At 68.6% G+C, this 18,395-nt stretch carries 18 protein-coding genes; 9 read left to right on the forward strand and 9 right to left on the reverse strand.

What is annotated here, in order from left to right; genetic code table 11:
* The first annotated feature begins 96 nt into the window (after positions 1–96).
* The 4 genes from pepN to Q0L89_RS01445 all read left to right on the forward strand — a co-directional run bounded on the left by pepN (position 97) and on the right by Q0L89_RS01445 (position 4,918).
* Positions 97–2,673 carry an aminopeptidase N gene (gene pepN, locus Q0L89_RS01430; RefSeq protein ID WP_296761939.1) on the forward strand — a complete coding sequence of 859 codons (2,577 nt, stop codon included), beginning with the start codon at positions 97–99 and terminating at the stop codon, positions 2,671–2,673.
* Positions 2,663–3,088: a hypothetical protein gene (locus tag Q0L89_RS01435; RefSeq protein ID WP_296761940.1), complete on the forward strand. Its 426-nt coding sequence runs from the start codon at positions 2,663–2,665 to the stop codon at positions 3,086–3,088. Before pepN ends, Q0L89_RS01435 begins: the two co-directional genes overlap by 11 nt.
* A 72-nt stretch (positions 3,089–3,160) precedes the next feature.
* Complete coding sequence (locus Q0L89_RS01440) at positions 3,161–4,240, forward strand: AI-2E family transporter (protein WP_296761942.1); 1,080 nt, start codon at positions 3,161–3,163, stop codon at positions 4,238–4,240.
* A 3-nt stretch (positions 4,241–4,243) separates the two neighbouring features.
* Positions 4,244–4,918 carry a DnaA/Hda family protein gene (locus Q0L89_RS01445; RefSeq protein WP_296761944.1) on the forward strand — a complete coding sequence of 225 codons (675 nt, stop codon included), beginning with the start codon at positions 4,244–4,246 and terminating at the stop codon, positions 4,916–4,918.
* Positions 4,919–4,934: 16 nt separating this feature from the next.
* On the opposite strand, the gene Q0L89_RS01450 is transcribed toward Q0L89_RS01445, so the two are convergent.
* The 5 genes from Q0L89_RS01450 to ruvC form a co-directional block, all read right to left on the reverse strand.
* Complete coding sequence (locus tag Q0L89_RS01450) at positions 4,935–5,573, reverse strand: hypothetical protein (RefSeq protein WP_296761945.1); 639 nt, start codon at positions 5,571–5,573, stop codon at positions 4,935–4,937.
* A 141-nt stretch (positions 5,574–5,714) separates the two neighbouring features.
* Positions 5,715–7,370: a hypothetical protein gene (locus tag Q0L89_RS01455; protein ID WP_296761947.1), complete on the reverse strand. Its 1,656-nt coding sequence runs from the start codon at positions 7,368–7,370 to the stop codon at positions 5,715–5,717.
* The gene (ruvB, locus tag Q0L89_RS01460) at positions 7,367–8,407 is read right to left on the reverse strand and encodes a Holliday junction branch migration DNA helicase RuvB (RefSeq protein ID WP_296761949.1); all 1,041 of its coding nucleotides are present in this window, start codon (positions 8,405–8,407) and stop codon (positions 7,367–7,369) included. Before ruvB ends, Q0L89_RS01455 begins: the two co-directional genes overlap by 4 nt.
* A 3-nt stretch (positions 8,408–8,410) precedes the next feature.
* Positions 8,411–9,106: a Holliday junction branch migration protein RuvA gene (gene ruvA, locus Q0L89_RS01465; RefSeq protein ID WP_296761950.1), complete on the reverse strand. Its 696-nt coding sequence runs from the start codon at positions 9,104–9,106 to the stop codon at positions 8,411–8,413.
* The gene (ruvC, locus tag Q0L89_RS01470) at positions 9,103–9,609 is read right to left on the reverse strand and encodes a crossover junction endodeoxyribonuclease RuvC (protein ID WP_296761951.1); all 507 of its coding nucleotides are present in this window, start codon (positions 9,607–9,609) and stop codon (positions 9,103–9,105) included. The genes ruvA and ruvC overlap by 4 nt, the downstream gene beginning before the upstream one ends.
* A gap of 328 nt (positions 9,610–9,937) precedes the next feature.
* On the opposite strand from ruvC, the gene Q0L89_RS01475 reads away from it, so the two are divergent.
* A complete protein-coding gene (locus Q0L89_RS01475) occupies positions 9,938–10,141 on the forward strand; it encodes a DUF1127 domain-containing protein (RefSeq protein WP_296761952.1) in 204 nt (67 codons plus the stop codon).
* 99 nt (positions 10,142–10,240) lie between these two features.
* On the opposite strand, the gene Q0L89_RS01480 is transcribed toward Q0L89_RS01475, so the two are convergent.
* The 3 genes from Q0L89_RS01480 to Q0L89_RS01490 all read right to left on the reverse strand — a co-directional run bounded on the left by Q0L89_RS01480 (position 10,241) and on the right by Q0L89_RS01490 (position 12,966).
* Entirely contained in the window at positions 10,241–10,588 is a 348-nt protein-coding gene (locus tag Q0L89_RS01480; RefSeq protein WP_296761954.1) for a hypothetical protein, read from the reverse strand.
* Between the two features lie 106 nt (positions 10,589–10,694).
* On the reverse strand, positions 10,695–11,567 hold the full coding sequence (locus Q0L89_RS01485) for a 50S ribosomal protein L11 methyltransferase (protein ID WP_296761956.1): 873 nt from the start codon (positions 11,565–11,567) through the stop codon (positions 10,695–10,697).
* A 31-nt stretch (positions 11,568–11,598) separates the two neighbouring features.
* Positions 11,599–12,966 carry an MATE family efflux transporter gene (locus tag Q0L89_RS01490; protein WP_296761957.1) on the reverse strand — a complete coding sequence of 456 codons (1,368 nt, stop codon included), beginning with the start codon at positions 12,964–12,966 and terminating at the stop codon, positions 11,599–11,601.
* Positions 12,967–13,118: 152 nt separating this feature from the next.
* On the opposite strand from Q0L89_RS01490, the gene Q0L89_RS01495 reads away from it, so the two are divergent.
* Positions 13,119–14,180: a YeeE/YedE family protein gene (locus tag Q0L89_RS01495; protein ID WP_296761965.1), complete on the forward strand. Its 1,062-nt coding sequence runs from the start codon at positions 13,119–13,121 to the stop codon at positions 14,178–14,180.
* An 18-nt stretch (positions 14,181–14,198) separates the two neighbouring features.
* Here Q0L89_RS01495 and Q0L89_RS01500 read toward each other — a convergent pair whose 3' ends face one another.
* Positions 14,199–16,394 (reverse strand): primosomal protein N', encoded by a 2,196-nt coding sequence (locus Q0L89_RS01500; protein ID WP_296761959.1) that lies wholly within the window; start codon positions 16,392–16,394, stop codon positions 14,199–14,201.
* 87 nt (positions 16,395–16,481) lie between these two features.
* On the opposite strand from Q0L89_RS01500, the gene fsa reads away from it, so the two are divergent.
* The 3 genes from fsa to Q0L89_RS01515 form a co-directional block, all read left to right on the forward strand.
* The gene (gene fsa, locus Q0L89_RS01505; RefSeq protein ID WP_296761961.1) at positions 16,482–17,135 is read left to right on the forward strand and encodes a fructose-6-phosphate aldolase; all 654 of its coding nucleotides are present in this window, start codon (positions 16,482–16,484) and stop codon (positions 17,133–17,135) included.
* A gap of 217 nt (positions 17,136–17,352) precedes the next feature.
* The gene (locus Q0L89_RS01510; RefSeq protein ID WP_296761963.1) at positions 17,353–18,009 is read left to right on the forward strand and encodes a DNA methyltransferase; all 657 of its coding nucleotides are present in this window, start codon (positions 17,353–17,355) and stop codon (positions 18,007–18,009) included.
* A gap of 28 nt (positions 18,010–18,037) precedes the next feature.
* Positions 18,038–18,395 (forward strand): transposase (locus Q0L89_RS01515; RefSeq protein WP_296761967.1); only part of this gene is annotated, 358 nt, incomplete at its 3' end.

An 18,395-nucleotide genomic window follows, 5' to 3' on the forward strand; every position in this document is an offset into this window, starting at 1 on the left:
TCGTTTTCCGCCCGGCCCGCGTTGCAGGCCGGGCCACATCGCCCTAGGCTCCGCCCGGCGCGCAGCACGCGCGCCTCGACCAAGGAGATACGAGCGATGAAAGACGATTCGCCCCGCCCCACCCATTTGTCCGATTACAGCGTGCCGGCCTGGCTGGTCGACAGCGTCCGGCTGACCTTTCGGCTCGATCCGGAAAAGACCCGCGTGATCAGCAAGATCGATTTCCGGCCCAACCCGGCCTCTGACTCGCGGGAATTTTTCCTGCACGGCGAGGGACCAACGCTGCAATGGGCGCGCATCGACGGGCACGAGGTGACGCCCGAGGTCACCGAAACGGGCCTGAGCTGCCCGGTGCCCGACGCGCCCTTCACATGGGAGGCGGAGGTCGAGATCAACCCCGCCGCCAACACCGCGCTGGATGGGCTTTACCTGTCGGGCGGCATGTATTGCACCCAGTGCGAGGCCCAAGGCTTTCGCCGCATCACCTACTACCCCGACCGCCCCGACGTGATGGCGCCGTTCACCGTGCGCATCGAGGGCGACGCGGACGCGGCCCCGGTGCTGCTGTCGAACGGCAACCCGCTGGACAGCGGCCCCGGCTGGGCGGAATGGCACGACCCGTGGCCGAAACCGGCCTACCTGTTCGCGTTGGTGGCCGGCGACCTGGTCGCGCATTCCGACAGCTTCACCACCCGTTCGGGGCGCGAGGTGGCGCTCAATGTCTGGGTGCGCCCCGATGATGCCGACAAGTGCGCCTTCGCCATGGAAAGCCTGAAAAAGGCGATGGCGTGGGACGAGGAAAAATACGGCCGCGAATACGACCTCGACCTGTTCAACATCGTCGCCGTGGACGATTTCAACATGGGCGCGATGGAGAACAAGGGGCTCAATATCTTCAACGCCTCCGCCGTGCTGGCCAGCCAGGAAACCGCCACCGATGCCCGGTTCGAACGTATCGAGGCGATCATCGCGCACGAGTATTTCCACAACTGGACCGGCAACCGCATCACCTGCCGCGACTGGTTTCAGCTCTGCCTCAAGGAGGGGTTGACGGTGTTCCGCGACGCGCAGTTCACCGCCGATCATCGCTCGGCCCCGGTCAAGCGGATCGGCGACGTGATCGACCTGCGCGCGCGCCAGTTCGCCGAGGATGCCGGCCCGCTGGCGCACCCGGTGCGGCCCGAAAGCTATGTCGAGATCAACAATTTCTACACCGCCACCGTCTATGAAAAAGGCGCCGAGGTGATCGGCATGCTCAAGACGCTGGTCGGCGACGCGGCATATTCCGGGGCGCTCGACCTCTATTTCGACCGCCATGACGGGCAGGCCTGCACCATAGAGGACTGGCTGAAGGTGTTCGAGGATGCCACCGGGCGCGACCTGTCGCAATTCCGGCGCTGGTATTCGCAGGCGGGCACGCCGCACTTGTCGGTAGAGGAGCATTTCGCCGACGGCATCTACACCCTGACCTTCGAACAACACACCCCGCCCACGCCGGGCCAGCCCGAGAAGGCGCCACAAGTGATCCCGATCGCCGTTGGGCTTCTGGGCCCCAACGGCGACGAGGTGCAACCGACCCGCGTGCTGGAAATGACGCAAGCGCGCCAGAGCTTTACCTTCGAGGGGCTGGGGGCGCGGCCGGTGCCCTCGATCCTGCGCGGCTTCTCGGCGCCGGTGATCGTGCAACGCGACACCGACGCGGACGAGCGCGCCTTCCTGCTGACCCATGACACCGACCCGTTCAACCGCTGGGAAGCGGGTCGCGACCTGGCGCGCGCGGGCCTCATGCGCATGGCGCGTGAAGGCGGCGGGCCGGACACGGGATACCTTGACGCGCTGGCCGCGGTACTGGACGACGACACGCTCGACCCCGCCTTCCGCGCGCTGCTGCTGGCGCGGCCGGGGCAGGACGACATCGCCCGCGCCCTTTACGAGGCCGGCCACACGCCCGACCCGCAAGCGATCTTTCACGCCGCCGACCGTTTCGGCGCCGCTCTGGCCGATCACCTGGGCGACAGGCTGGGCGATCTGCACGCGGCGATGCAGGTGCCGGGCCCCTATCGCCCCGACGCCGCCGATGCCGGGCGGCGCGACCTGGGCAATGCGGCGCTGGCGCTGCTGACGCGCCTCGACGGCGGCGCGGCGGCGCGGGCGCAGTTCGACGGCGCCGACAACATGACCCAGCAGTTGGGCGCGCTGTCGGCGCTGATGGCGCAGGGCTTGGGAGCCGGGGAAAACGCCGCCTTCGAGGCGCAATGGCGCAACGAACGGCTGGTCATGGACCGCTGGTTCGCGCTGCAAGTCGCCCATGCCAGGCTCGACGCGGCGCCGGCGCGGGCAGCGGAATTGACCGCGCGCGACGATTTCAACATCCGCAACCCCAACCGTTTTCGCGCCGTGTTCGGGGCGCTGGCGGGCAACGCGGGTGGCTTCCACGCCGCCAGCGGCGCGGGCTATGATCTGCTGGCCGACTGGCTGATCCGGCTCGACCCGATCAACCCGCAAACCGCGGCGCGCATGGTTGCCGCCTTCCAGACCTGGCCGCGCTACGACGCACGGCGGCAGGCGCAAATCAAGACGGCGCTGACCCGCATCGCCGCCGCGCCGGGGCTGAGCCGCGACACCACCGAAATGGTCACCCGCATCCTTGCGGGCGCCGGCGATGCGGCTTGACCACGCCGCCCGCGCCCGCCGGCCGCGCACCGTGCTGGTGTTGCTGGCGGTCTGGGCGGCGCTGGCGGCGCTGTGGTGGGGGCTGAACGCGGCGTGGTGGATCGTGGCCGCGCTGGCGCTGTTCACCCTGCCGGCGCTGTGGGAGGTGCTCACAGACCGCCGCGCCGCGCTGCGGCTCGAGGACGGCATGCTGCACTGGCAGAACGGGCCGCGCGGCGACCGTGTGTCGCTGGACGCGCTCGACCATGTGCGCTTCGACACCCGGCTGGATTTGTCGGTGCGGGTCACGCTGGTGCTGCGCGACGGCCGGCGCATCCGCCTGCCGCATCCCTGCCTGCCGCCGCACCGGGCGCTGGAAGCGGCGCTTGACGCGGCCGGGGTGACCACGCGGCGCCATCATTTCCACTTCATCTGACCCGCACCTGCGCCGCGCACTTGAAACAGGGCGCGCAACGCGCGATGTAGACACGGCAATCGAGGGGCGCACATGGCACTTCCGGTCCGGGATCAGGCGAAATACTGGGGCGTCGCCGCGGCGGTGTTCATGGTCGTCCTGTGGTACCTCGGCGACGTGATCCTGCCCTTCGTCCTGGGCGCGGCAATCGCATATTTCCTGGACCCTGTCGCCGACCGGCTTGAAGGCTTAGGCGCCTCGCGCGGGGCCGCCACGGCGATCATCACCACTCTGGCGCTACTCCTATTCATCATCGCGGCGCTGCTGATCGTGCCGACGCTGGTGGCGCAAACCGCCTCGCTGATCAATATCGCGCCGCAACTGTTCAAGGATCTGCAGGGGTTCATGACCTCGCATTTCCCGTCGCTGTTCGATACCGATTCGACGCTGCATCAGTCGCTCGTCTCGCTGGGCGAGACGATCCGCGACCAGGGCGGCAAGGTGCTGAATTCCGTCGTCAGCTCGGCCGCGTCGGTGATCAACATCCTGCTGCTGCTGGTGATCGTGCCGGTGGTCGCATTCTACCTGCTTTACGACTGGGATCACATGGTCGCCCGCATAGACGAGATGCTGCCGCGCGATCATGCGCCGGTGATCCGCCGGCTTGCCGGCGAGATCGACGCGACGCTGGCCAGCTTCATCCGCGGCATGGGCACCGTCAGCCTGATCCTGGGGACGTTCTATGCCGTGTCGCTGATGCTGGTGGGGCTGCAATTCGGGCTGGTGATCGGCGCGGTGGCGGGGCTGGTCACCTTCATCCCTTACGTCGGCGCGCTGGTCGGCGGGGCGCTGGCCATCGGGCTGGGCCTGTTCCAGTTCTGGGGCGACTGGGTGACAATCGGCCTGATCGCGGGCATCTTCGTGGCCGGGCAAGTGGCCGAAGGCAATTTCCTCACGCCCAAGCTGGTCGGCTCTTCGGTGGGATTGCATCCGGTCTGGCTGATCTTCGCATTGTCGGTGTTCGGCACGCTGTTCGGCTTCGTGGGCATGCTGGTCGCGGTGCCAGTGGCAGCGGCGCTCGGAGTGGTGGTGCGCTTCGTCATCGCCGAATACAAGAGCAGCCGCCTCTACCGCGGCCTGTCGGATTCCGACGATGACCGGGACGAAGCCTGAGCGATGGCCAGACAGCTGAGCTTTGAGCTGCCGGTGCGCCCGGCACTGGGGCGCGAGGATTTCTTCGTCTCGCCCGCCAACGCCATGGCGGTGGCGCTGATCGAGGGCTGGCATAACTGGCCGGGGCGCAAGCTGGCGCTGATCGGGCCGGCCGGGGCGGGCAAGACGCACCTAGCGCATGTCTGGGCGGCGGCCAGCGGCGCGCAAATCGTGTCCGCCACCGACCTGGCCGGCGCCGATATCCCGGCGCTCGCCGCCGCCCCCGTCGCGGTCGAGGACGTGCCGGCCATCGCCGGCGATGCCGCGGCCGAGGATGCGCTTTTTCACCTGCACAACCTGGTTCTGGCCGAAGGGCATTCGCTGCTGCTGAGTGCCGATCGCCCGGCGCACCGCTGGGGGCTGGTCCTGCCCGACCTGGACAGCCGCATGCAGCAGGCGCAGGCGGCCACGCTGGCGCCGCCCGATGACCGGCTGCTGGCGGCGGTGCTGGGCAAGCTGTTCGCCGACCGGCAGCTCAACCCGACGCCCGAGACGATCCCCTACCTGGTGCCGCGCATGGCGCGCTCTTTCGACGCCGCGCGCCGGCTGGTGGCGGCGCTCGACGACGCGGCGCTGGCGCAGGGCCGCCCCGTCACCCGCCGGCTGGCCGCCGAGGTTCTGGCCCAGCAACAGCCCTGAGCGGACCCAAGGCGCCTCAGCCCGCGCCCGCCTGCATGCGTGCATAAAGCCGCAGGGCATGCGCCCGCTCGCGCGTCGCCACCGGCAGCGCCGGGTCATAGGCCGCGCGGATCAGCGCCGCCAGGTCGGGGTTGAGCACCGTGTGCCCGCCCGCCCGCGCCAGCGGCGCGCGCGCCGCAAATGCCCCGTCGGCCCATGACAGCATCACCTGCGCCGCCTGCCCCAGCGCCAGGTCCTGCGCCGGCACTGCGCCCAGGTGCGCATCCATCCGCAGAAACACGAACGCCGCCTGTATCGCGCCGGCGTCGTCGAACCGAAAGGCGCGGTACTGGTTGGCATCGGCGCCGCGCAACCGCTCAAGCAGCCCGTCCAGATCGGGCAGCAAGCGGTCGAGGCCCGGCACCTGCCCCAGCTCGTCCCAGTCGCGCAGGAAAAAGATCATCAGGTTGGCGCCCAGTTCCGGGTCGGTCTCGGCCATCTTGTGGCCGGCCATGGCCACCATCGCCTCGATCGCGCCCTTGACCACGCGCAGGGTGTCGTCCTCGACCCCGAACACCACCGGCACGATCGGCCGCCCCCAGCGGGCAAAGCCGAACGCCCCGTCGGGGCCGGTGAACATCGCGTCGATCTCGTCAGGCGTCATCGTCTCGGACATGGCGCCTGCGATACGCACACCGCCCGAACGGTGCAAGCCCCCGGCTTCTTCTGGCCAAAAATATCCGCGCGCGCAGCGCATCGCCCGGCACGGGCGATTTTCCCCCGCGAGCAGACGCCCCCGGCGGCGAGGCGGGCGCGCTCAGTCCTTCGTCGCGCGAGTGTCGATCAGCCCCGAGAACCCGGCGACCGCCAGCAGGGCCAGGAACCAGCCCATGGCGATATGCACCCACAGGTAGGCGCGCGCCCACGCCGCCACGGCCCCGTCGGGCACCCAGTAATCCTGCACCTCCAGGTCGACCACCGGCACCAGCGTATCCAGCGAATAGAGCGGCGCGTTGAACGCCGGGTAGCCCGCTGCCTCGGGCTGGTCGAGGTAACAATCGAGGGTCGAGGAATGCCCCGCCCACCTGTCGCCCCCGTCCGCGCATTGCGCCCATTCCGCGCTGCGCAGGATGAAGGCGTTGTTGGGCTTGAAGCCGCCGTCGCCATACGCCACGCCGAACAGCACCGCGCCAAGCAGCCACATCCCCGCCAGCCACCCCAGCGCCTGAAGGGGCCGGTGGCCATAGGCGATGAGCGCGGCAAGCAGCCAGTCACGCAGGCGCAGAAAGGCAAGCTCCAACCATGCCCCGACAAGGCCGGACCGCGCCGCGAGGCGCGCTTCGATATCGTTCGGGTCAGCGTCGCGTTCGACTTTGGCGATGCGCCTCCGGATTTTCGACAGATTACCGGCAGCTTGCGCGCGCGGCCCCCGGCGCTGCCGTTCTTCCTTGGCGATAAGCACTGCACGGGCGTCCTCGGCATGGCCCATCTCGCGCAGGACATGCGCGCAGTGCTCCCACGGCTGCGGCCAGAAGTCCTTGCCGAATCGTGCCGGGGCCTGAAGGTCCAGCCAGCGGATACGGTCACCGGCGTTGATGCCGTGGCCGGTGAAGGCGCCGTAGCGGCAGCGGTCGAGCACCAGATCGCCCGGCCCCGGCCAGCAGGCGGGATCGTCGTTGATATGCCCGATCTCCGCCGCTGTCAGGTCGAGCGAGCCCTCGGCCTGGCAGCCATTCCGCCAGAAAAGCACCCCCGTGACCCGCGCGCCATCGGCGTTGAGCGCCCTGCCGCCCTTGGTCTCGAACCGCCCGCCTTGGCAGTCCAGATCACCACCGATCCGCGCGCCGGGCAGCCGCACCTCGCCCGTGGCCTGCACCCCGCGCAGGAACACGTCGCCGCGCGCCTCCAGCCGGTCGGCACTGAGTGCCTTTCCGTCCGCGTTCTCGAACCGCCCGTCCGTGCAGGAAAGATCGCCGTCGATCCGCGCGCCGAGCAGCCGAATTTCGCCCGCGGCCTGCACCCCGCGCAGGAACACGTCGCCGCGCGCCTCCAGCCGGTCGGCGCGCAGGCCGGGGAGGTGCGACCCGTGAAGGTTCAGCGTGTCGACCCTGACGCCGCGCAGCACGGGCGTGTCTTTAAACCGACAGTGCGCCAGCACAAGGCCACGGTCGAGCCGGCCCCCTTCGAGGTCGAGGCCCGGCGTGGACTCCTTCTCCAGCAATGGATCGGCCTGCCCGTCGCTGACCACCAGCGCGCCCGCGATGCGCAGGCCCTTCTCGTGCAGGCGCACGGCGCCGTCGCCCGGCGCGCCGAGGGCGAGCCAGCGGATCAGGCTGGCGTGCACCTGGCGGTCGTCGCCCGCCTCCGGCGCCGGCAATTCACCGTCGCCCAGCACCGTCACATGCCCGGTGCCCAGCCCATCGACCACGGCCTGTTCGGCCTCGGTCAGCTTGCCGAACTCCGCCAGCTTCATTTGCCGCCCTCGAACAGGTCGCCACTCCCCTTCGGTGCCGGTGCCGGTGCGGGCAGGCCGAGGTGCGCCCAGGCCTTGGCCGCCAGCATCCGCCCCCGCGGCGTGCGCTGGATCAGGCCCTGTTGCAGCAGGAACGGCTCGATCACTTCCTCAAGGCTGTCGCGCGATTCCGACAGTGCGGCGCTCATCGTCTCGATCCCCACAGGACCGCCCTGGTAGTTCTCGGCGATCACTGACAGGTAGCGCCGGTCGGCCCCGTCGAGGCCCAGCCCATCGACCCCCAGCCGCGTCAGCGCGTGGTCGGCGATGGCGCGGGTGACGGTGCCGTCGCCCTCGACCACGGCGAAATCCACCACCCGGCGCAGCAGCCGCCCGGCGATGCGCGGGGTGCCGCGCGAGCGCCGGGCGATTTCGCGCGCGCCGCCCTCGTCAGCCGGGGCGCCCAGCATCCGGGCGTTGCGCGTCACGATCTCGTGCAGCTCGTCGGTGGTGTAGAAATTCAGCCGCGTGGGAATGCCGAACCGGTCGCGCAGCGGCGTCGTCAGCAGCCCCATGCGGGTGGTCGCGCCGACCAGCGTGAAGGGCTGCAATTCGATCCGCACGGTGCGCGCGGCGGGGCCTTCGCCGATCACCAGGTCCAGCTCGAAATCCTCAAGCGCGGGGTAGAGCACCTCCTCCACCGCCGGGTTGAGGCGGTGGATCTCGTCGATGAACAGCACGTCGTTGCGTTCCAGGTTGGTCAGGATCGCGGCCAGGTCACCGGCCTTGGCCAGCACCGGGCCGGAGGTCATGCGAAACCCCACCCCCAGTTCGCGCGCGATGATCTGCGCCAGCGTCGTCTTGCCCAGGCCGGGGGGGCCGTGGAACAGGGTGTGATCCATCGCCTCGCCGCGGCTGCGGGCGGACTGGATGAACACCTTGAGGTTGGCGCGCGCCTCGGCCTGGCCGATGAAATCGCCCAGCAGCTCGGGCCGCAGGGCGCGGTCGTTGTCGTCGGGCTGGCGCTCGGGGGTCAGGGCCGGGTCGCGGTCTGTCATGGTTTATCCCTTCGGCGCCAGCAGTTTCAGCGCCGCGCGGATCAGCGCGGGCGTGTCGGCGTGCGCGTCGTCGCCGGCGGCCTGCGCCACGGCACCCGCGGCCTCGCCGGGGCCGTAGCCCAGGTTGGCCAGCGCCGACAGCGCCTCGGACTGGGCGGCGGCCGAGGTATTGGCAGGCGCGTTGGCCGGTGCGGGCGGCGCCGGTGCGAGGGCGCCCTCCGGGCTGTCGTCGATCACCGTGCCCCCGGCCGGGGCGTTGCCCATGGCCATCTGCGTGCTGCCGCCCAGCGCCATGACGCCCGGCGCCTTGTCCTTGAGTTCGTTGACGATGCGCTGCGCCGTCTTGGGCCCGACGCCCTTCGCCGCCTTGATCGACGCCCAGTCGCCCAGCGTGATGGCGCGGCCCACGCCCTCGGGCCCCAGCGCCCCCAGGATCGCCATCGACGCCTTGGCGCCGACGCCCTGCACGCTCATCAGCAGGCGGTGCCATTCCTTTTCCAGCAAGGTGGGAAAGCCGAACAGTTGCAACAGATCCTCACGCACCAGAAGCTCGGTATATAGCGCCACGGCACCACCGGGGGCGGGCAGCGCCGACAGCGTGCGCTCGGAGCAATAGACCAGGTAGCCGACGTCGCGCACGTCGATGAGGACGTGATCCTCGCCCTTGTAATCGACCCGGCCTGCCAGTTTGCCGATCATGCGCGCGCCCTTTGTACCGCCGCGGCCAGCCCGCCGGCCGCGCCGCCATGATGGGCGTGGCAGATCGCGATGGCCAGCGCATCGGCGGCGTCGGGGCCGGCGATCTCGACCCCCGGCAATTGCATCCGCACCATGTGATCCACCTGTGCCTTGGCCGCGTGGCCGACGCCGACGACGGTTTTCTTGACCGTGTTGGGGTAATATTCGCCGATCGGCAGCCCCGCCTGCGCCGGAACCAGCAGCGCGATGGCCCGCGCCTGCCCCAGCTTGAGCGTGCCGGCACCGTCCTTGTTGACGAATGTCTGCTCGACCGCCGCCGCCGCGGGCGCATGGCGTGCGACGATTTCGGTCAGTTGCGCGTGCAGCGACATCAGGCGCATCGCCAGGTCGCCGCCCTCGGAATGGCAGATACCGTTGGCGACATGGGTGAGTCGCCCGCGCTCGGCCTCGATCACGCCCCAGCCGAGGTTGCGCAATCCCGGATCGATCCCCAAAATCCGCATGATGTTTCCCTGCCCCTGTTGCTTTTTCATCCCAGTAGCACGAAAGGCGAACAAAAACCAATCCCAATCCGGGCATGCGCGAAAGCGACATCGCTGTTTCGGGCGCGACAAACCCGGTTCGATTGCGGCAAAACCTGTCCTGCCAGCGACACCATTCGGATAATCTAAGCTGCTGCCGTGCCAAGATTTTTTCGCAACCACAGGCATGCAGAAACGGCATGGGACCTATGCGAAAATAGCGCCTTGCGCGCACGCCGCGCGCTGACTAGTTGCCGGTTCAGAGGACGCCTCATGGTCGAGACGGCCCTTGGCATATCGGAGACTGGACATGGCTGCATTTGACGACCCCCGCGCACACCACTTTGCCTTGACCGCCCGTATCGGTCAGGGCGTCGCCGGCCTCAAGGGCGCAGTGGTTCATTGGCACGAAGCAGTTCAGACGCGCAACGCGCTGTCGAAGCTGTCGGACCGCGAACTTGCGGATATCGGCCTGTGCCGTGGCGACATCGACATCGTCGCCGGCACCCGCTGAAGCCGCATCGCCGGATCACCGGCCGGAAACGGGCCGCGCCTCCCTCGGGGTGCGGCCCGTGTTCGTGCCTGGGTTCATGCGACGTGGGCGCGGCCCCGCTCAGGGGCGCAGGAAGGGGCGCAATTGCGCCGCCACGAGGCGCGAGACCGGGTCTTCCTGCATCACCCACGCCTGCGCCTGATGAAAAAAGTTGTCCGAGGCCATCGTGATCATCCGCGTCCGGTGACCTTCGGGGCCAAGATGGGCCAGAACCGCCCCCTTGGTCAGGAACAGCGCCATGATCGCGATGCCGATGGCCTGCAGCGGCATGCGCGTGCGCCGCCGGTGACGGCGGCGGACCAGGATACTGCCGTCTTCGCGAATGATGGTCTCACGGTCCAGCGCCGGCTTCTGGCGTCCGGCACTGCGCTCTTCGCGCAAGGTCCGCGCCGGCGATGAGGTGTCCATACCTGTCTCCGTTCAATGGCCCCCACCAATAACCGTGGCCGTATTGCAGGCGAAATGTGGCAACATTAGGGCAATTGCCTTGATTTTGCTGCAATTGAGACCGATCTCAACCCGATCTGACCATGGTCAGCGTCGACCATTCACCAATGTCCGCTCGATGCGCAAGATTGATCCCGCAGCGTGCATAAACCGCTGCCACCTCGTCGGCCTGCCCGGTCAGGATCCCCGACAGGATCGCGTATCCGCCTTCGACCAGATTCGCGGCCATGTCCGGCGCCAACTCGATCAGCGGCCCCTTGAGAATGTTGGCAAACACCAGATCGAACGGCGCTGCGGCGCGCAGTTGCGGTGCGTCGAACCCGGCCGCCTCGATACATATCACCCGGCCCTCAAGCCCGTTGGCGGCGACATTGGCCTGCGCCACCTCAACGGCGACCGGGTCGATATCGGCGGCCAGTACCGGGTTGGGCCAGATCCGCGCCGCCGCCATCGCCAGCACGGCAGTGCCACAGCCGATATCGGCCACGTTGCGCCCGGTCATGCCTTCCCGGTCCAGCCGGTCGAGCGCGCGCAGGCAGCCCAGCGTGGTGCCATGGTGCCCGGTACCGAAGGCCATCGCCGCCTCGATCAGCAGCGGCTCGCACTCCGCCGGCACGCGGTCGGCATCGTGGCTTCCGTAGACGAAAAACCGCCCCGCCTCGACCGGGCTCAGTTCGCGCCGCACCTTGGCGACCCAATCGGTCTCGGGCAGTTCCGAGACGGCAAAGGGCCGCGCATCGTGGATCGTGGCCAGCAGCGCAAGGCCTGCCTCGTCGGGCGCCTCGTCGAAGTAACAGGCGACCTCCCAAAGCCCTGAGTCGTCCTCGATCTCGAACACGCCGACACCGCTGGGTTCAGGGGCAAGCGCCTCGACCGCGTCGCCAAGCGCCTCGGCCGCGTGTTTTCCGTTCAGCGTGGTCAGGGCGGTGAAGGTGGGCATGGGGCGTCTCCGGTTGCTGTTGCGCTTGCGCCTATGGCGCGGCGCGCCCGGGGTCAAGCGCCGACGCCGCCCGCGCCCCGGCCATGCGGCGCACCAGGCGCCAGCCGACCCAGGCCGCCACCGCGCCGGCAACGACGTTGGCCAGCACCTGCGCGGCGATCACCCCCGCGGCGCCGACAGCCGCGCCGAGGCCGAAGGCCAGCGGCCCCATCAGCAGCCCGTCGCGCGACCAGTTGGCGATGCTGGCCCAGACCGGGCGCCCGAGGTTGTTGAACGCCGCGTTGGATACGAACAGTGCGCCGGTGAACACGAACGCCCCGCCGCCGTAATAGCAAAACCAGCGCACCACCTGCGTGCCCTCGGGGCCCAGGCCGAAACTGGCGGCAATGAAATCCGCCCCGAGGATCAGCAGCGCCCAGGTGATGCCGGTATAGAGGGCACAGAATTTGAGCGCGTCGAGATAGGCGCTCTGTACCCGGTCGGGCAGGCCGGCGCCGTAGTTCTGACCGATGATGCCGCCGATCGCCCCCGACAACGCGAAAATGCCGCCGAAACACAGGATCATCAGCCGCAGCACCACGCCAAGCCCCGCCACGGCGCTTTCGCCGAAGGGCGCCATGGCGCGCATCAGCAGCCAGTTGCCGAACGGGGTGGAAAGCTGTGTGATCACCGCCGGCACCGCGATGGCCAGGAAGGGCAGCGCGAAATAGCGCAGGTCGATCCAGCCGGGCCGCGCCAACAGCTTCAACGACACTGCCACCCAGTACAGCCCGACCAGCGCCATGGTGCCACGGCTAACGACGATCGCCAGCGCGGCGCCGGGCACGCCCCACCCCATCCAGACGATCAGAAGCGGGTCGAGAAAGACCGCCACGAGCCCTGCGGACATCGTGACGAACATGGCACGCCATGCCTCGCCCGCCGCCCGCAGGACGGCCGATGTTCCGATACCCAGCGCCAGCAGCGGCAACGAGGGCGCTCCGATGCGCAGGAATCGCACCGCTTCGTCCAGCACCTCGCCGCCGGCGCCCGACACCACCAGCAACGGGCGCGCGAACAGGACGATGAGCACCGCGATGACCATCTGCACCGCCACGCCGTATAGCAGTGTGGCGGTCGCGATCCGGCCTGCTTCGCGGCTGTCGCCGCGGCCCAGGGCGCGGCTGACCAGCGCCACCGCGGCAATCATCATGCCAACCGAGATCGAGATCAGGAAGAACTGCAACGTGGCACCGAATCCCACCGCGGCGACCAGCGCCTCGTCGCCCAGCTGGCTGATCCACCACAGCGCCAGGAAATCGACCAGAAACAGCACGCTCAGCCCCAGCGAACCGGTCAGCGTCATCACCACGACGTGGCGCATGGTCGATCCGGTGGTGAACTTGCCTGCCCTGCCCATGCGCCTGCCCCGTTGCCCAGCCCGACGATATAGGCGCGACGCCCCCCGGTATCCAGCGGCGATATCCCTGGCCCGGTGATCGTCTGATCTGAATCAATGAAACATGAATGTGTTTGTGGTAAAGAGCCTGAAACGCAATGAAGGACCCCACAATGGATATCCTGATCCTGGTCGAACGTATCGGCGAGGCACCGACCGCCGCGCTTTTGGGGCTGCTGACCGGCATGATCTTCGGCATCGCCGCGCAGCGCTCGCGGTTCTGCCTGCGCGCCGCGACCGTCGAATTCGCGCGCGGACGCATGCACGGCAGCGTCGCGGTATGGCTGCTAACCTTCTCGACCGCCATGGTCTGGGTACAGGGGGCGAGCCTTCTGGGCTGGATGCGCCCCGAGGATGCGCGCATCGTCGCCGTCACCGGCAGCTGGTCGGGCGCCATCATCGGCGGGCTGGTGTTCGGCGTCGGCATGGTACTGGCGCGCGGCTGCTCGGGGCGGCTGCTGGTGCTGGCGGCGACGGGCAACCTGCGCTCGCTGGTGTCGGGGCTGGTGTTTGCCGTTTTCGCGCAGATGAGCCTGTCTGGCTGGCTGACGCCGCTGCGCGACTGGCTTGCGGCGCAGTGGGTCACCAGCGGCGGTCGCAACCTCGACCTGCTGGCCTGGTCCGGCCTGCCCGAATGGGGCGGACTGGCGATGGGAATAGCCATCGCGATGGTCGCGCTGGAGGTGTCGCGCCGCAACCGCATCGGGTTCGCGCGGCTGGTGTTCGCCTCGGGCGTGGGGTTTTCGATCGCCGTCGGCTGGGTCAGCACCTTCGCGCTGAGCCAGGTCGTGTTCGACCCGATCCAGATCGAAAGCGCCACCTTCACCGGCCCGTCGGCCAACACGCTGATGTTCTTCCTCGACTACAACGCGGTGCTGGAATTCGATATCGGGCTGATCCCGGGGGTGTTCCTGGGCTCTTTCCTGGCCGCGATCCTGACCCGCGAGTTCCGGTTCCAGGGCTTCGACAACGAATCCAACATGCGCCGGTCGTTGACCGGGGCCGCGCTGATGGGCTTTGGCGGCATGCTGGCGGGCGGCTGCGCGATCGGCAACGGGGTGACCGGCACCTCGGTCTTTGCCGGCACCGCGTGGCTGGCGCTGTTCTGCATGTGGATCGGCGCCATGGTCACCGATTTCCTGGTCGACCAGCGCGCCGCCACCGCCCCGGCCTGAGGCGCGCGGCATGGCGCCTCAGTAAAAGCTCTGCGGGTCGATATCCACCGCCAGCCGCACCTGCGCGGGCAGGCGTAGCGCGCCGGTCCACTCGGCCAGCGCCGCCTGCAGGGGCGCGGCCCTGTCGGCCTTGACCAGCAACCTGACCCGGTGACGCCCGCGGATACGCGCGATCGGTGCCGGCGCCGGGCCATAGACCCGCGCCCCGACACGGCGCAGCGCCACGTCGTCGCGGGCCAGGCGGTTACCCAGATCGAACACCTGCTCCATGTCCGGCCCCGACAGGATGATCCCGGCCATCCGCCCGTATGGCGGCACCCCGGCGGCGCGGCGTTCGGCCGCCTCGGCGCGCCAGAAGCCCTCCTCGTCACCGGCCACGATGGCGCGGATCACCGGGTGCTCGGGCTGGTAGCTCTGCAACAGCGCGACGCCCTGCGCCTCTACCCGCCCGGCGCGGCCCGCTACCTGGCGCATCAGTTGAAAGGTGTGTTCGGCCGCGCGCAGATCCGAGCCCTGCAGCCCCAGATCGGCGTCGATCACGCCGACCAGCGTCAGCAGCGGAAAGTTGTGCCCCTTGGCCACCAGTTGCGTACCGATCACGATGTCGGCGCCGCCGGCGGCGATCGACTCGATCTCGGCCTTCAGCGCGCGCGCGGTGCCGTGCATGTCCGACGACAGGGTGGCGATGCGGGCCTCGGGGAACAGCGCCGCCGCCTCTTCCGACAGCCGCTCGACGCCGGGGCCGACCGGGGCCAGCCGCCCCTCGGCCTCGCAAGACGGGCAGGCGGTCGGGATGGGCTTGCTTTCGCCGCACTGGTGGCACACGAGGCGCTTGAGGAACCGATGCTCGACCATGCGCGCATCGCAGTGGTCGCAGCCGATCTGGTGCCCGCAGGCCCGGCACAGCGTTACCGGCGCATAGCCGCGCCGGTTGATGAACAGCATCGCCTGTTCGCCGCGGGCCAACCGTTCGGTCACCGCGGCGCGCAGATCGGCCGAGACCCAGCGGTTCGCCGGCAGCTTCTCGCCGCGCATGTCGATGACCCCGATGCGCGGCATCACCGCGGCGCCGTAGCGGTCGGACAGCACCAGCTTTTCGTACTTGCCCGCCTCGGCGTTGGCCCAGCTTTCCAGGCTCGGCGTGGCCGAGGCCAGCACCACCCGCGCGCCGCAGATCGAGGCGCGCAGCACCGCCATGTCGCGCGCGTTGTAAAGAACGCCGTCCTCCTGCTTGTAGGAGTTGTCGTGTTCCTCGTCGACGATGACCAGCCCGAGATCACGAAACGGCAGGAACAGCGCCGAGCGCGCGCCCACCACCAGTTGCACCCCGCCCTGGCCTGCCATCTTCCAGATGCGGCGGCGTTCGGTCATGGTGACGCCCGAGTGCCACTCGGCCGGGCGGGCGCCGAAACGCTGCTCGACACGGGTGATGAACTCGGCCGTCAACGCGATTTCCGGCAGCAGAACCAGCGCCTGCCGCCCCTGCCGCAGGCACTCGGCCACCGCTTCAAGGTAGACCTCGGTCTTGCCCGACCCGGTGACCCCGCGCAGCAGCGTCGTGGCATAGCCGCCCTGGCGCAGCCCCGCGCACAGATGGGTGGCGGCGGCGGCCTGATCGGCGCTGAGCGTCTTGCCCGGCAGATCGGGCTCAAGGCGCGCAAACGGCGCGTCGCGCGGCGCGGCCTCTTCCACGATGGCGCCCTGCTTCACCAGCCCCTTGATGACGCCGGCCGAGACGCCCGCCGCTTCGGCCAGTTCCGTGGGCGTGAAAGCCAGCCCGCCATAGTCACCCAGCACCGCCATTACCCGGCGGCGCGCGTCGGTCCAGCGGTCGGGCGGGGTGGGACCGGGGCGCAGCACGCGGCGCATGGCGGGCGGGTCGGCCAGCCCCGGCGCGCGCGTCGCCAGCCGCAGCATCGCCGGCAGCGGCGTCAGGGTGTAGTCGGCGGCGCGTTGCAGGAATTCCTGCATCTCTGTGCGCATCGGCGCCACGTCCAGCACGCGGATCACCTCGCGCAGGCGGGCGGGCGCAAAGCCGCCCTGCCCCGGCCCCCAGACCACGCCGATCACCTTGCGCGGGCCCAGCGGCACCTCGACGAAAGCGCCGGTCATGCAGCCGCCCTCGGGCGCGCGGTAGTCGAGCGGCCGGTCCAGCGGCTGCGCGGTCAGCACCGACACGACCGCGCCGGGGGCAAAGAAATCGGTCTGCGGCACGTCACATCCGTGAAAAGGGTTTCAGACTGGTATCCTATGGGGTAAAGCCAAGCCCGACAAACGCCAACCCGCCCCGGAGCCCGCGCCATGAAATTCTTTGCCGATACCGCCGAGATCGACGCCATCGCCGAGCTCAACGAGTTGGGCATCCTCGACGGGGTGACGACCAACCCCTCGCTGATCCTAAAATCGGGCCGCGACATCGTCGAGGTCACCCGCGAGATCGCCGCGCTGGTCGATGGCCCGGTCAGCGCCGAAGTGGTGGCGATGCAGGCCCCCGCGATGATCGAGGAAGGGCGCAAGCTGGCCGCCATCGCCGACAATATCGCCATCAAGCTGCCGCTGACATGGGACGGGCTGAAGGCGTGCAAGGCACTGTCGGGCGAAGGCCACATGATCAACGTGACGCTGTGTTTCTCGGCCAACCAGGCGCTGCTGGCGGCCAAGGCCGGCGCGGCCTTCATCAGCCCGTTCATCGGGCGGCTGGACGATATCGACCTCGACGGCACCGACCTGATCGCCGATATCCGGCTGATCTATGACAATTACGGGTTCGACACCGAAATCCTGGCCGCGTCGATCCGCAGCGTGAACCACGTCACCGAATGCGCCCGCCTGGGCGCCGACGTGATGACCGCGCCGCCCGAGGTCATTCACAAGCTGGCCCAGCACCCGCTGACCGACAAGGGGCTGGAGACGTTTTTGAAGGACTGGGAAAAAACGGGGCAGAAGATCATCTGACCGAGCCATCCCCGGCCCCGGCCCGCGGAACTCCGTCACGACAGATCGCCCGGTCAGGCCGGGCGATGACGGGGAAAGCCGTCATCCTCGGGCTTGACCCGAGGTTCTCTCACCACCCGCGCCCCTTCGCCATGGACACCCGCCCCCCGGCGCGCCTAAGCTTGCCCTGCGCCGGAACAAGGCTCTACCGAACGCACGGGCAACGGGAACAGGCACCATGGGCAATCACCTTTATTACGGCGACAACCTGGCCGTGCTGCGCGAAAGCATTGCCGATGACAGCGTCGATCTGATCTACCTCGACCCGCCGTTCAACTCCAACGCGTCCTACAACGTGCTGTTCCGCGGCCCCGCCGGCAACGACTCCGCCGCGCAGATCGAGGCGTTCGACGACACATGGCACTGGACCGATGCGGCGGAAGAGGCGTTCGGCGAGGTGCTGCGCTCGGGCAATGGCGCGGCGGCGGAAATGCTGCGCGCGATGCGCTCGTTCCTGGGTGAGAACGACATGATGGCCTATCTCACCATGATGGCCGTGCGGCTGCTGGAGCTGCACCGGGTGCTCAAGCCCACCGGGTCGCTGTATTTGCACTGCGACCCGACGGCGAGCCATTACTTGAAGATATTGCTGGATGCGGTGTTCGGGGCCAATGGTTTCCGCAACGAAATTTCTTGGCGACGAACCGCTGGTCACAATGATGCAAGACAGGGCCGACAGAATTACGGCAGTGTGAGGGACATCATTTTCTTCTATTCAAAATCAAGCGATTGTATTTGGAATTGGCAATACGCACCCTACTCCAAAGACTACATCGAAACTTTCTACAGGGCACCTCTAAAAATTGCCCCGGTCTGGGCGTTGCGATATCAATGATACGGTGAACCGTGACAGGGATGCAGCGATGGCGCAGATGAGTTTCTTCGATCTTTCCGACCGTTACGCGAGCCTGGACGCCAAGAAGGACCCTTTGGTCGAGATCGACGCCGTCGTGCCCTGGGAGGACTTCCGGCCGACGCTTGAGCGGTTCTGGCGCAAGCCGGATGAAGCGCGCAAGTCGCGCGCGGGGCGCAAGCCGATGGACGCGGTGCTGATGTTCAAAACGCTGGTGCTGAGCGCGCTCTACAACCTGTCGGACGACCAGATCGAGTATCAGGTCCGCGACCGTCTGTCCTTCATGCGTTTCCTCGGGCTGGGTCTGGAAGGCCGGGTGCCGGACGCCAAGACGGTCTGGCTCTATCGTGAGGCTCTGGCGCAAGCGG

The organism is Sediminimonas sp. (assembly GCF_024637375.1).
GTDB lineage: Bacteria > Pseudomonadota > Alphaproteobacteria > Rhodobacterales > Rhodobacteraceae > Sediminimonas.

Excerpts from the sequence above, each read along its gene's own strand:
- Q0L89_RS01455 (WP_296761947.1), bottom strand. The coding sequence starts at position 7,370 with ATGAAGCTGGCGGAGTTCGGCAAGCTGACCGAGGCCGAACAGGCCGTG.
- Q0L89_RS01475 (WP_296761952.1), top strand. The coding sequence starts at position 9,938 with ATGGCTGCATTTGACGACCCCCGCGCACACCACTTTGCCTTGACCGCC.
- Q0L89_RS01445 (WP_296761944.1), top strand. The coding sequence starts at position 4,244 with ATGGCCAGACAGCTGAGCTTTGAGCTGCCGGTGCGCCCGGCACTGGGG.
- ruvC (WP_296761951.1), bottom strand. The coding sequence starts at position 9,609 with ATGCGGATTTTGGGGATCGATCCGGGATTGCGCAACCTCGGCTGGGGC.
- pepN (WP_296761939.1), top strand. The coding sequence starts at position 97 with ATGAAAGACGATTCGCCCCGCCCCACCCATTTGTCCGATTACAGCGTG.
- ruvA (WP_296761950.1), bottom strand. The coding sequence starts at position 9,106 with ATGATCGGCAAACTGGCAGGCCGGGTCGATTACAAGGGCGAGGATCAC.
- Q0L89_RS01495 (WP_296761965.1), top strand. The coding sequence starts at position 13,119 with ATGGATATCCTGATCCTGGTCGAACGTATCGGCGAGGCACCGACCGCC.
- Q0L89_RS01490 (WP_296761957.1), bottom strand. The coding sequence starts at position 12,966 with ATGGGCAGGGCAGGCAAGTTCACCACCGGATCGACCATGCGCCACGTC.
- Q0L89_RS01450 (WP_296761945.1), bottom strand. The coding sequence starts at position 5,573 with ATGTCCGAGACGATGACGCCTGACGAGATCGACGCGATGTTCACCGGC.
- Q0L89_RS01485 (WP_296761956.1), bottom strand. The coding sequence starts at position 11,567 with ATGCCCACCTTCACCGCCCTGACCACGCTGAACGGAAAACACGCGGCC.
- Q0L89_RS01510 (WP_296761963.1), top strand. The coding sequence starts at position 17,353 with ATGGGCAATCACCTTTATTACGGCGACAACCTGGCCGTGCTGCGCGAA.
- Q0L89_RS01480 (WP_296761954.1), bottom strand. The coding sequence starts at position 10,588 with ATGGACACCTCATCGCCGGCGCGGACCTTGCGCGAAGAGCGCAGTGCC.
- Q0L89_RS01440 (WP_296761942.1), top strand. The coding sequence starts at position 3,161 with ATGGCACTTCCGGTCCGGGATCAGGCGAAATACTGGGGCGTCGCCGCG.
- ruvB (WP_296761949.1), bottom strand. The coding sequence starts at position 8,407 with ATGACAGACCGCGACCCGGCCCTGACCCCCGAGCGCCAGCCCGACGAC.
- fsa (WP_296761961.1), top strand. The coding sequence starts at position 16,482 with ATGAAATTCTTTGCCGATACCGCCGAGATCGACGCCATCGCCGAGCTC.
- Q0L89_RS01435 (WP_296761940.1), top strand. The coding sequence starts at position 2,663 with ATGCGGCTTGACCACGCCGCCCGCGCCCGCCGGCCGCGCACCGTGCTG.